At 65.0% G+C, this 11,630-nt stretch carries 12 protein-coding genes; 7 read left to right on the forward strand and 5 right to left on the reverse strand.

Annotated elements, in window-relative coordinates:
- Positions 1-103: 103 nt before the first annotated feature.
- A complete protein-coding gene (locus tag HNH97_RS07950) occupies positions 104-970 on the reverse strand; it encodes a Dabb family protein (RefSeq protein ID WP_244949361.1) in 867 nt (288 codons plus the stop codon).
- Positions 971-999: 29 nt separating this feature from the next.
- Complete coding sequence (locus HNH97_RS07955) at positions 1,000-1,824, reverse strand: acyl-ACP desaturase (protein ID WP_171790528.1); 825 nt, start codon at positions 1,822-1,824, stop codon at positions 1,000-1,002.
- Between the two features lie 183 nt (positions 1,825-2,007).
- Here HNH97_RS07955 and sucC point away from each other — a divergent pair, with 183 nt between their 5' ends.
- From sucC to HNH97_RS07990, 7 genes are all read left to right on the forward strand, one after another.
- Positions 2,008-3,210, forward strand: coding sequence for an ADP-forming succinate--CoA ligase subunit beta (gene sucC / locus HNH97_RS07960; protein ID WP_171790529.1), 1,203 nt, complete (start codon positions 2,008-2,010; stop codon positions 3,208-3,210).
- Complete coding sequence (gene sucD / locus HNH97_RS07965) at positions 3,210-4,082, forward strand: succinate--CoA ligase subunit alpha (protein WP_110912810.1); 873 nt, start codon at positions 3,210-3,212, stop codon at positions 4,080-4,082. Before sucC ends, sucD begins: the two co-directional genes overlap by 1 nt.
- Before the next feature lie 160 nt (positions 4,083-4,242).
- The gene (gene bioB, locus HNH97_RS07970) at positions 4,243-5,265 is read left to right on the forward strand and encodes a biotin synthase BioB (RefSeq protein ID WP_171790530.1); all 1,023 of its coding nucleotides are present in this window, start codon (positions 4,243-4,245) and stop codon (positions 5,263-5,265) included.
- A 31-nt stretch (positions 5,266-5,296) separates the two neighbouring features.
- On the forward strand, positions 5,297-5,932 hold the full coding sequence (queE, locus tag HNH97_RS07975) for a 7-carboxy-7-deazaguanine synthase (RefSeq protein ID WP_110912812.1): 636 nt from the start codon (positions 5,297-5,299) through the stop codon (positions 5,930-5,932).
- A 1-nt stretch (position 5,933) separates the two neighbouring features.
- On the forward strand, positions 5,934-6,674 hold the full coding sequence (gene queC / locus HNH97_RS07980) for a 7-cyano-7-deazaguanine synthase QueC (RefSeq protein WP_171790531.1): 741 nt from the start codon (positions 5,934-5,936) through the stop codon (positions 6,672-6,674).
- Positions 6,667-7,194 (forward strand): 6-pyruvoyl trahydropterin synthase family protein, encoded by a 528-nt coding sequence (locus HNH97_RS07985; RefSeq protein WP_110912814.1) that lies wholly within the window; start codon positions 6,667-6,669, stop codon positions 7,192-7,194. The genes queC and HNH97_RS07985 overlap by 8 nt, the downstream gene beginning before the upstream one ends.
- A 268-nt stretch (positions 7,195-7,462) precedes the next feature.
- A complete protein-coding gene (locus HNH97_RS07990; protein WP_171790532.1) occupies positions 7,463-8,926 on the forward strand; it encodes a SulP family inorganic anion transporter in 1,464 nt (487 codons plus the stop codon).
- Between the two features lie 141 nt (positions 8,927-9,067).
- On the opposite strand, the gene HNH97_RS07995 is transcribed toward HNH97_RS07990, so the two are convergent.
- Genes HNH97_RS07995 through HNH97_RS08005 form a run of 3 tightly spaced genes read right to left on the reverse strand, consistent with a single transcriptional unit; the run spans position 9,068 to position 11,630 of the window.
- Positions 9,068-9,982, reverse strand: a complete 915-nt coding sequence (locus HNH97_RS07995; protein ID WP_320442951.1) for a hypothetical protein — start codon at positions 9,980-9,982, stop codon at positions 9,068-9,070.
- Positions 9,979-10,935 carry an MlaD family protein gene (locus HNH97_RS08000; RefSeq protein ID WP_171790533.1) on the reverse strand — a complete coding sequence of 319 codons (957 nt, stop codon included), beginning with the start codon at positions 10,933-10,935 and terminating at the stop codon, positions 9,979-9,981. The genes HNH97_RS07995 and HNH97_RS08000 overlap by 4 nt, the downstream gene beginning before the upstream one ends.
- Positions 10,935-11,630 carry a P-loop NTPase family protein gene (locus HNH97_RS08005; RefSeq protein WP_171790534.1) on the reverse strand — a complete coding sequence of 232 codons (696 nt, stop codon included), beginning with the start codon at positions 11,628-11,630 and terminating at the stop codon, positions 10,935-10,937. The genes HNH97_RS08000 and HNH97_RS08005 overlap by 1 nt, the downstream gene beginning before the upstream one ends.

Here is an 11,630-nt window from a genome sequence, read left to right on the forward strand (position 1 = left end):
GCGGGTGCGTTCCTGACAGGCGCACATGATCGACACAAGCGCGACACTCCCGAAACCCGATATGTCCATCCCCCTGCCCGCGTCATGGGCGGGGGGGTCGTCTTCATCCCTGCTGCTGCGTCATGCCGGGGCGCGTGACCGCGGCACGGCGCGTATGCTGCACCTGACGCGAAGGCAGCGCGTAATCGAACACCAGCACCCCGATGATATAGGGTGCGGCAAATTTCTTGAACGCTTCATGCGCGGGGTCGAAATAGGCGGGATCGCTGACCACCGGCTTCCCGACGTAGTAATTGCGGTCGCCTTCGGAATTGAAGGTCACGATGAAGCCCTGCTCAAAGCCCTGGTCCACGCCCTCGCCGCTCATCTGCACGCCGGTTTCGATGCTGGCTATGACCTGCTGGCCGTTGTCACGGCGCGACACCTGGCCCAGCGCCATGAACCTGCGCACCACCTCCGCGCGCTGGGCGTCGGTAATGGTCGGCAGGAAGCGCATCAGCACGATATGGCGCACCTTGCCGGGATGGAAATCGGGCGCGGTAAAGGCGCGCAGCCCGATCTGCGCCGCCTGCAGGCGGACCGCGCGTGCCTCCTCGCCCAGTTCCGGGGCGTCGGGGCCGCCGCTTGGCAGGGGGCCGGTCGGTACTACGGGCGCAGGCAGGGGCGGCGCCGCGGTGGGCTGCGGCGTGGCGACGGATGTGGCCGGGACTGCTGGGGCTGCCGGGGCAGGTGTTGCGGTCGCCGGGACCGTTGCCGGCGCCGTCGATGCGGGCTGCGCCGCAGGGCCGGTGGCCGCCGTGGGGGTGGGGGCGACGGACGCATCGGGCGCGTCGGCGTGGGCCTGCGGGATCGTGCCCATCACCGGGACCGCAACGGACAGGACCGCACCAAGCACGAGCCGCGGGAACCTGCCCGCGACCGCCGTGCCTGCCGCCGGACCCGCCATCGTGCGCCAGTATCTTACCGTCATGCCTTCTCCGTCTCCGCGTGCCATGCGCCTCAGGTCGCCACCGTCATGCGGGCAAATCTTTTCTGCTGAAATTTCAAAAGGTAATAGAATGCGCGTGCAATCACCGCATGAAGCCTGCCATGCGGTGTCCATCCTATCGTCTTGAGGATCATGCCCGTCACCCGGTTGGTATGGCGGGGCTGATAGACCTTGAGCGCGCGCGACATGTACGCCGCGATGCAGCGCCGGTGGTCATAGGGCTGCCCCGGCGCGTCGTTCGTGGTGTGGTAGGCGGAGGCGAGTTCGTCGTCCTCGCTTTCGCCCACACGGCCGAGTGCGATGCGCGCGCGCTGCCACACGCCAAGCTTCTCACGCTCCAGGTAACGGTGCATGTGGTCATAGAACAGCTTGAAATGGCGGTATTCGTCGGCGGCGATCTGCTTGCACACCGCCTTGAGCACAGGCTCATCCGTCGCATCGGCCAGCGCGGTATAGAACGAGGACGTCCCGGTCTCCACCATGCAGCGCGCGATCAGTTCCCCCGTGCGCGACCCCCGGATGGAGGTATCGACATCAAGGTCCAGCCGGTAGGATTTCCGGTACCGTTCGAACGCATCCATGTAGTTCCATGACGGATCCGCCAGCATCGCCCACCGGCCCAGCGCATCGCCATGCTGCACTTCCTCATGCGCCCAGCGGTCGGCCGCCTGTCGGAAATCGGGGTCATCCGCAAACACGTTCTTGAGATACGCGGCGTAATCGACACCGTTGCGCTCCACCACCGACGCGGCCTTGACGAGGGGGATGATCTCCGGATTTACCCGTGACGGATCAAATCCGTCCCAGTCCATCTGCTCAATGCGCCAGTGTTTCATCGCAACCCGTACTCTCGCATAAACTCCGTCAGCCCCACCGGGACATGTCATTACGCCGCACGACATGGCACATGTTTCGCCATAACGCCAAGCCTGCGTATCATGGATCGTTGTAAAACCCCGTACGGATCGTGTACGCCACATTCCGCAGACAACAAGAAAAACGACAGATTGGGTCGCAAGATGAATATTCACGAATATCAGGCCAAGGCGCTGCTGCGTTCGTTCGGCATGCCCGTGCCTGACGGTCGTGTCGCCACCTCTGCCGAAGATGCGGCGTCCGCCGCGCGCGAGCTTGCGGCACCCCTGACCGTGGTCAAGGCGCAGATCCATGCCGGCGGCCGTGGCGCGGGCCATTTCGCAGGCGCCGCCGACGACAGGGGCGGCGTACGCCTTGCCCGCAGCGCCGAGGAAGCGGGTGCCGCCGCACACGCCATGCTGGAGCACACCCTGGTCACGAAGCAGACCGGACCGCAGGGCAGGATTGTGCGCAAGGTATACATCGAATCGGGTTGCGACATCGCCCGCGAACTCTACCTCTCGCTTCTGGTGGATCGCGCCAATGGCCGCATCGCCGTGGTCGCGTCGTCCGAAGGCGGCATGGAGATCGAGGACGTCGCCGCCGCCCACCCCGAGCGCATCCTCAAGGCCAGCATCGACCCCGCCCTTGGCCTTTGCGATTACCAGTCGCGCGACCTTGCGGTGAAACTCGGGCTGAAGGGCCGCTCCATCCGGGCGTTCCAGAAGGTCGTGCGCGCCGCCTATGACGCGTTCTGCGGGCTGGACGCCGCCATCGTGGAGATCAATCCCCTGATCGTCACCGGGTCGGGCGACCTGCTGGCGCTGGATGCGAAGATGTCGTTCGACGACAGCGCGCTCTACCGCCATCCCCACCTTGCCGAACTGCGGGACGAGGACGAGGAGGACCCGCGTGAGCGCGAGGCCGCGCGGCATGGCCTCGCCTATGTCGGGCTCGACGGGTCGATCGGGTGCATGGTCAATGGCGCGGGCCTTGCGATGGCGACGATGGACATCATCAAGATGGAGGGCGAATCGCCCGCCAACTTCCTCGATGTCGGCGGCGGCGCCACGACCGAGCGCGTGGCCGCGGCCTTCCGCATCCTGATGTCCGACCCCAAGGTGCGCGGCATCCTCGTCAACATCTTTGGCGGGATCATGCGCTGCGACGTGATCGCGGAGGCCATCATCGCCGCATCACGCGACACGGGCCTGAACGTGCCGCTGGTGGTGCGCCTTGCCGGCACCAATGTGGAGCGCGGGCGCGCCCTGCTGGCCGAATCCGGCCTGACCATCATTCCCGCCGACGACCTGGGCGATGCCGCCCGCAAGATCGTCGCCGCCGTTCGCACCGCCGGAGCAGCCTGATGTCCATTCTTGTCAACAGTTCCACCAAGGTCATCACGCAGGGCTTCACCGGCGCGCAGGGCACGTTCCACACGGAACAGGCCATCGCCTATGGCACCCGCATGGTCGGCGGCGTGACCCCGGGCAAGGGGGGCGAGGTCCATCTCGGCCTGCCGGTGTTCGACACCGTGGCCGAGGCGCGTGAGGCGACCGGCGCCGATGCGTCCGTCATCTATGTCCCGCCCGCCGGCGCCGCCGATGCGATCCTGGAGGCGATCGCCGCCGAAATCCCGCTGATCGTATGCATTACCGAGGGGATTCCCGTGCTGGACATGGTACGGGTGCGCATGGCGCTGGAACGTTCGTCGAGCCTGCTGATCGGCCCGAACTGCCCCGGCATCATCACGCCGGGCGAATGCAAGATCGGGATCATGCCCGGCCCCATCCACCGGCGCGGCCATGTGGGCATCGTCTCGCGCTCCGGCACGCTGACCTACGAGGCCGTGGCCCAGACATCGGCCATCGGACAGGGGCAGAGCACCTGCGTCGGCATTGGCGGCGACCCGGTCAAGGGTATGGATTTCACCGACGTGCTGGAACGCCTGATCGCGGATCCCGACACCCATTCGATCGTCATGATCGGGGAAATCGGCGGCACCTCGGAAATCGAGGGCGCGGAACTGATCCGTGCCAGCGGCACGAAGAAGCCGGTCGTGGGCTTCATCGCCGGGGCGACCGCGCCGCCGGGCCGCCGCATGGGCCATGCGGGCGCGGTCATCACGGGCGGCCATGAAACCGCCGCCGCCAAGATCGAGGCCATGCGTGACGCCGGCATCCATGTCAGCGCAAGCCCGGCCGAACTGGGCACCACGCTGGCGCGCATCCTGGGCTGAACCCCGGCATCGGGGGGACGCATGGACGTTCCCCCGCACATCCCCGCCGGGGCCTGCGCCAAAAAACGTTCCACGGTGCCGCGCAGTCCGTGACAAGGAACGCCATTGTATGGCAGATGCTGCTTTCCCCAACCCCCGAACCGTCCGAGGATCCCGCCAGATGTCCGATGGCCTTACCGCGGCCACCCTGCCGCCCGCGACCACCCCCCCGGTCCTGCCGACGTCATCCATCAGGACCGACTGGACCCGTGACGAGGTCGCAGCCCTGATTGCCCTGCCATTCCCCGAACTGCTGTTCCGTGCGCAGGGCGTGCATCGCCAGCATTTCGACCCGACGGAAATGCAGATCTCCACCCTGCTGTCGATCAAGACCGGTGGCTGCCCCGAGGACTGCGCCTACTGCCCGCAGAGCGCGATGCACGAGGATGGCGGCGTGAAGGCCAGCCGCCTGATGGCGGTCGAGGCGGTCATGAAGGAAGCCCGCGCCGCGCGTGACGCCGGGGCCGCGCGCTTCTGCATGGGGGCGGCGTGGCGTTCCCCCAAGGAACATGACCTCGAGACCGTCTGCGCGATGGTCGAGGGGGTGAAAAGCCTTGGCATGGAAACCTGCGTGACGCTGGGGATGCTCGACAACGCGCAGGCGCACCGCCTGCGTGAGGCGGGACTGGATTACTACAACCACAACATCGACACCTCCCCCGAATATTATGGGGAGATCATCAGCACCCGTACCTACCAGGACCGTCTGGATACGCTGTCGAACGTGCGCGACGCGGGCATCAATGTCTGCTGTGGCGGGATTGTCGGCATGGGCGAGGACGAGAATGACCGCGCGGGCCTGATCGCGACACTGGCGAGCATGCCGCGCCATCCCGAAAGCGTGCCGATCAACATGCTGGTCCGCGTCGAGGGCACGCCGCTTGCGGCGAAGGACGCCGACGTGGTCGATCCCATCGAATTCGTGCGCATCATCGCCGCCGCCCGCATCACCATGCCTACCAGCCGTGTCCGCCTTGCCGCCGGGCGCGAAGACATGAATGATGAGGCGCAGACGCTGTGCTTCCTCGCGGGGGCTAACTCCATCTTCTATGGCGAGAAGCTGCTGACCACGCCCAACCCCGCCGCCAGCCGCGACATGCGCCTGCTGAAGCGGCTGGGCATGCACACAACCGGCGCCTGCTGAAACACTGCCGTAACCAAGGTCACGTCCTGTCATGTCCTATACGGTAAAGGAGATCTTTCCCACGTTGCAGGGTGAAGGCGGCCAGAGCGGCCGGGCGGCTGTCTTCTGCCGCTTCGCCGGCTGCAACCTGTGGTCCGGCCGGGAGGAGGACCGCAGTGACGCGGCCTGCCGGTTCTGTGACACCGACTTCATCGGCACCGATGGCGAGGGCGGTGGCCGCTTTGCCGATGCCGCGGCCCTGGCCGATGCGATCGCCGCCGCGTGGCCCGCGCCCTCGCGCGCGGGGGCCTTTGTCGTCTTTACGGGGGGGGAACCACTGCTGCAGCTTGATGCGGCGCTGATTGACGCGATGCATGCGCGCGGCTTCTTCATCGCCGTGGAAACAAACGGGACCGTCGCCGCACCTGATGGCATCGACTGGATCTGCGTCAGCCCCAAGGCGGGCACGACGCTGGTGCAGGCATCGGGGCAGGAACTCAAGCTGGTCTTCCCGCAGCCCGGCCTGATGCCCGAACAGGTGGCGGGCCTGGAGTTCACGCAGTTCTGGCTGCAGCCGATGGATGGCCCCGACCGCGTGGCCAATACCGCGCGTGCCGTGGAATACTGCATGGCGCACCCGCAATGGCGGCTTTCGCTGCAGACACACAAGCTGATCGGGATTCCCTGACATGACCATTCCCGCTCCCTCCTGCGCCGGACCTTCGGGTGAGAGTGCGCTGGTCGTCTTTTCGGGCGGCCAGGATTCGGCGACCTGCCTTGCATGGGCGCTGTCACGCTTTGCGCATGTGGAAACGCTGGGCTTCGATTACGGGCAGCGGCACAGTGTCGAACTGTCGTGCCGCGAAAAACTGCGCGACGGCATGGCAGCGCTCGACCCCGCATGGGGCGCGCGGCTTGGCCCGGACCATACGCTGTCGCTCGACGCACTTGGCGCGGTGTCGGACACCGCGCTGACGCGCGAGGCGGAGATCACGCTGGGCGAAAACGGCCTGCCCACGACCTTCGTCCCGGGGCGCAACATCATCTTCCTGACCTTTGCCGCAGCACTGGCCGCACGCCGCAATGCGCGCCACATCATCACCGGCGTGTGCGAGACGGACTATTCCGGCTATCCCGACTGCCGCGATGACACGATCAAGGCGCTGCAGGTGACGCTCAACCTCGGCATGGCCAGTCGCCTCGTGCTGCATACGCCGCTGATGTGGATCGACAAGGCGCAGACATGGATGATGGCGCGCGAACTTGGCGGTGACGCACTGGTGGACCTGATCAACCGCGAAAGCCATAGCTGCTACCTCGGCACGCGCGGCGTCATGCACCCGTGGGGCCATGGCTGTGGCACCTGCCCCGCCTGCCAGTTGCGGCGCGCCGGATGGGAACGGTTCGAGGCCATGACATCCGATGCTTGAACTGGTCTTTACCCGGCGCTTCTGCATGGCGCACCGCCTGCTTTCGGGGGAAAGCGAACGCTGTGCGCTGCCGCATGGCCATAACGAATATGTCCGCGTGACCCTGCGCCCGACGAACCCTGCGCGCCTGGACGGGACGCAGAACATGGTCGTCCCCTTCCACCGGGCCAAGGGGACATGGCACGGTTTCGTCGATAACAGCCTCGACCATGCCTTCCAGCTTGGCGAGGGCGATCCGCTGCTGTCATGGTTCCGCACACATGAACCCGAACGCGCGGGGCGGATCGTGGTCACCCCCGGCGATCCGACGACCGAACTGATGGCCTGCCTGATGATGGCGAAGCTCAATGCGTTCCTGCACGCCGATGGCGACGTGCTGACCTGCGCGGAAATCGTGCTGGAGGAAACGCCGACCAATACCGTGCGCTATGCCGGGGATCCGCTGCTGATGCTGCCCACCCCCCGTCCGCCGCAGGAATGCTGGTGGCGGCGCGCGGACATGAGCATTTCGGACAACTGACGCCCGTCCCGTGGCGGCACGGGCGCGGTTCTTCTTTTTACGGCAAAAACCGGGGCACAAAATCCGCCAGCCTGTTATTGTCTGGCGGATTTTGAAGACCCTATTTCGCGCGACCAGAATGTCCGGGGCGCTTTTTCACGAAAAAGCATGAACCGGCAGGTTGCGATCCCAACAGGACCGCGGGGACTTCCCCATATCTCGGGGAGTCCGCATGCAGCATTGATGCATGTATCCCCCTTTTCCCGTGGACCAGAATGGAAATGAACGGATGAATGGACTGACACGCTATCGCGACGAATGGTTTGGCAACATACGGCGCGACATCCTTGCCGGGATGGTGGGCACTTTCGCGCTGATCCCCGAAGTGATCGCCTTTTCCTTTGTCGCGGGTGTCGATCCGGAGGTGGGGCTTTACGCCTCCTTCGTCATCAGCGTGGTCATCGCCTTTACCGGTGGGCGGCCGGGGATGATTTCCGGTGCCGCCGGGTCGGTCGCGCTGGTGGCGGCGGCGCTGGTGCGGGGGCATGGCGTGCAGTACCTGCTGGCGGCGACATTGCTGGCGGGCCTGTTCCAGGTGGTCTTCGGCCTGCTGCGACTGCATGTGCTGATGCGCTATGTCTCGCGCTCGGTCCGGACGGGATTCGTCAATGCACTGGCAATCCTGATCTTTTCCGCGCAGGTACCGCACATGCTGCATGTCTCATGGCATACCTACGCCATGATCGCGCTGGGGCTTGTCATCATCTATGGCGTGCCGAAATTCTTTACCGCCATTCCCTCCCCCCTCATCTGCATCGTGGTCCTCAGCGCCGTCGCGGCGGCCATTCCCATGCCGCTGCATACCGTGGCCGACCTTGGGCGCCTGCCCGACAGCCTGCCGCACCTTGTCTGGCCTGACGTGCCGTTCAGCAGTGCGACACTGGGGATCATCGCGCCCTATGCCCTCGCCATGGCGACGGTGGGCGTGCTGGAATCCATGATGACCGCCAGCGTCGTCGATGACATCACCGAAACCCACAGCAACAAGCGCATGGAATGCACCGGCCTGGGCATCGCCAACATTGCGGTGGGCCTGTTCGGGGGCATCGCGGGATGCGGCATGATCGGGCAGACAGTGGGCAACCTGCGTTATGGCGGACGCGGGCGGCTTTCGACCTTCGTAGCCGGGGCGTTCCTGCTGCTGCTGATGGTGGCGCTGCGTCCCTGGGTGGCGCAGGTGCCGGTTGCGGCACTGGTGGCCATCATGATCATGGTCTCCGCCAGCACATTTTCATGGTCGTCGCTGCGTGACCTTGTCCATCATCCCCGCCTGTCGAGCACGGTCATGCTGCTGACGGTCGCAGTTGTCGTCACCACCCATGACCTTGCGGCAGGCGTGGTCGCGGGCGTACTGCTCAATGGGGTGTTCTTCGCCTTCCAGGTGTCGAAGATGCTCGACATCACCAGCACCTGCGACGCCAGCGGGGAAGTCCGCACCTATGTCGTCACGGGGCAGGTCTTCTTTGCCTCGGCCGACAGTTTTACCGACGCCTTCGACGTGCGCGACACTGCACGCACGGTCCGTATCGACCTGCGGCAGGCGCATTTCTGGGATATTACGGCGGTCGGCGCGCTGGAAAATATCGTCACGAAGATGCGCCAGCATGGCATGACGGTGGAGGTCATCGGACTGAACGAGGCGAGCGCCACACTGGTCAACCGCCATTCCAGCATTGAGGTCGCCCCGACCTGATCCGGTAGACCGTTGATAAGAGAAAAACATTTTGGGACGCCGCCCTTTTTTGGAAAGGCGGCGTCTTTCGAAGCTTTTTGGAAAAAGCTTCACCAAAAACTTCTATAACCTGCACCATATGCCGGGTTTACAGGCAGCCGCCTATTTTTTCGCGGCTGTTGTCTTGCCTGTTGCTGCCTTCTGGGCCTGCGCCGTGGGATCCGCGAACGGGTCGGGCATGCTGATGGTCCCGGCAAGCTTGCGCCACACATCGGCATTCTGCGTGTCGCCTTCCTTCTGCGCGCTCTGGCTGGCGCGCATGTACAGGTCCGCCGCCTGCGACGCATTGCCCGCCTGTCCCGCCGCCCGTGCCGCGACACTCAGGCCACGCGCCATGTCGCGATATTCCACATGCGTCTGCCGCGCCGAGACCGCCTGCATCGCGTCCTGATAGGCCGTCTGCGCGTCCCCACCCTCGACCAGCAGCCTGCGCGCCGCAATTTCCTGCGCATCGGCCAGCCATGACCATGCCGATGTCTTGGGCAGTTGCGCGAAATAGGTACCGGCGCTGTCCAGTGTCGTCCTGTCGCCACGGGCATCGGCGATGATACCCGACAGAAGCTGCGCCTTCTCCACGATCGCGGGATCGGACGCACGTGCGGCCAATGCTACGGCGCTCGCGGCTTCGTCAAAACGCCCAAGCCGATAAAGCGCCCCCGCCTGCACAAGGTCCAGACCCGTGTCATCCGACTGCGCCCCACGCACCGACAGCGCCGCGCGCGTGGAGGCCACGGTGGACAGGGCATCCTGCGCCTTGTTTTCATCAAGCTGCACGACGGCAAGGTTATAGCCCGCATCCCCGATGGCGGTGACATCGTCACGCGCCAGCGCCCGGACACCCGCCGCGCGGTACTGCCCCTCCGCCACCGACAGGCGATCAAGGTCCACCGCGTCACGCCCGGTATCCATATCCTGCGACAGGGTGCTGTCGGTCGGGGCCTGGACCTTGCTTCCACCACCACAACCGGCGAGCAGAAGCACCATGGCGGCAGAGGCCAGATATGTTGCGCGCATCATGGCTGCACCTTCCGCGGCGACAGTCGGCCATGTTTCTGCGTTGGCGTGCCGTGACCGCCCAGGATCCACAGGCCACGCATCTGGTCCACCAACTGCTGCAGGCTGTGGGCCGTCGACTGCGCCTGCACCAGAAGCACCGGAAGCTGCTGGCTGGCATCGTTGAGGTTCTTGGTAATCGCCGGCAACTGTGGCGATGCGTCGCGCAGGTCGCCCGTTGCCTTCTGCACATTGGCCATGCTGGCGTCGGCTTTCTTCATCACGGTGGCCAACTGTCCCTCGATGGGGGTGAGCTGGGAGATCGTGGCGTTCAGCGTCGTGATCGTCGCCTCCGCCTGGCGGATCAGGTCGTCGTTGGTCATCAGGCGGCCAATCGACCCCTTGCCCGCATGCATGTCCGTGATGGTCGCATCCATCGTCGCCATCATGTGCTGCGCGTTATCAAGCACCGGCATGATGCGCGCGCGGATATCGGCAAAGGTCTGGGTAATCGTGTCCGCCGGGTTGGGCGCGTTCGTCGCGTTCAGGACGGCATAGCTCCAGTCCAGCTTTTCCCCCGTCCCGCGGGAGATATCGATATAGCTTGCACCCGCGACAACGAACTGCCGCCGGATCACGGCCGCGCTGTCACGGCGGATATAGGGTTCGATGTCGGGGTCGATTTCGGCAATCGCATACATGCCGCCCGACGGGTTGATCCGCACGCGGCGGATCGTGCCGGCATGGATGCCCATGACCTCCAGGTTGTCGCCCACCGACAGGCCACCCACCCCATTTTCAGGCAGGACAATCCGCAACCGCCCCGCAGGCGTCAGCCAGTTGCGCAGGACACCGGCCTCCAGCACCGCGCCAAACAGGATCAGCAGCGAGAAAAGGACAAGAACACCAACCCATTCATCCGCATAGCGGACACGGACAAGCTGACGGATTCCATAGGATTGTTGTTTCTGTGCCATTATATCACCCGCATGGGGAAAAGGCCTTCATCAAGAAGGCGCATGTGAATGTTCACCGCCTTGCGATAGACATTCCATGACGATGCATGCCGCGCAAGCCAGACCACGCCGCATCCCCGGTCGCGCGCCGCGGTCAGGGTCTCGAGAAACGGAAGTACCATTTCTGCTGGCAGCATATCGGATATATCCTCCAGAACAAGCAGGTCGGGCCGTCCCATGAAGGCCCGGACACACGCCGCGCGCGCCAGATCAGCCGTGGACAGGTGGTCGGGCGTGCTGATCGGCAGGCCGGGGAAACCGAACTGTTCCCCCAGGGTCGTGGCCGCGGCGACCACATCCTCGAAATCATCCGTGGTGTGGTAAAGCTGTTGCATCATGATGTTCAGGTGGGTGCCCAGCATGTTGATCCACCCGCCCGCACGCGGGATGCGGCCGATGCGCCCACGCAGCGCGTTAAGCTGCCGGTCGGCAAGCGTGCTCCAGTCCAGCCCCATGAACCGGCACGTCCCCTGCGACAGGGAAATCATGCCCGAACACAGGTCTGCGAACATCGCCGCACGCCCGGAATCGCGGCAGTCGATCACCGCGCAGTCACCGGGCATCAGCCGGAAATCATAGGGTGTGGGCATCAGGCCCGTTTCCTCGAACGAGGGAACGACCTGGCGCATTTCCAGAAGGGGAGCGTTTGCCACCAT

This window comes from Gluconacetobacter entanii (assembly GCF_013155425.1).
GTDB lineage: Bacteria > Pseudomonadota > Alphaproteobacteria > Acetobacterales > Acetobacteraceae > Novacetimonas > Novacetimonas entanii.

Coding starts and splice junctions, on each gene's coding strand:
- queC (WP_171790531.1), top strand. CDS start 5,934: ATGACCATTCCCGCTCCCTCCTGCGCCGGACCTTCGGGTGAGAGTGCG.
- queE (WP_110912812.1), top strand. CDS start 5,297: ATGTCCTATACGGTAAAGGAGATCTTTCCCACGTTGCAGGGTGAAGGC.
- sucC (WP_171790529.1), top strand. CDS start 2,008: ATGAATATTCACGAATATCAGGCCAAGGCGCTGCTGCGTTCGTTCGGC.
- HNH97_RS07955 (WP_171790528.1), bottom strand. CDS start 1,824: ATGAAACACTGGCGCATTGAGCAGATGGACTGGGACGGATTTGATCCG.
- HNH97_RS07985 (WP_110912814.1), top strand. CDS start 6,667: ATGCTTGAACTGGTCTTTACCCGGCGCTTCTGCATGGCGCACCGCCTG.
- HNH97_RS08000 (WP_171790533.1), bottom strand. CDS start 10,935: ATGGCACAGAAACAACAATCCTATGGAATCCGTCAGCTTGTCCGTGTC.
- HNH97_RS07950 (WP_244949361.1), bottom strand. CDS start 970: ATGACGGTAAGATACTGGCGCACGATGGCGGGTCCGGCGGCAGGCACG.
- HNH97_RS08005 (WP_171790534.1), bottom strand. CDS start 11,630: ATGGTGGCAAACGCTCCCCTTCTGGAAATGCGCCAGGTCGTTCCCTCG.
- bioB (WP_171790530.1), top strand. CDS start 4,243: ATGTCCGATGGCCTTACCGCGGCCACCCTGCCGCCCGCGACCACCCCC.
- sucD (WP_110912810.1), top strand. CDS start 3,210: ATGTCCATTCTTGTCAACAGTTCCACCAAGGTCATCACGCAGGGCTTC.
- HNH97_RS07995 (WP_320442951.1), bottom strand. CDS start 9,982: ATGATGCGCGCAACATATCTGGCCTCTGCCGCCATGGTGCTTCTGCTC.
- HNH97_RS07990 (WP_171790532.1), top strand. CDS start 7,463: ATGAATGGACTGACACGCTATCGCGACGAATGGTTTGGCAACATACGG.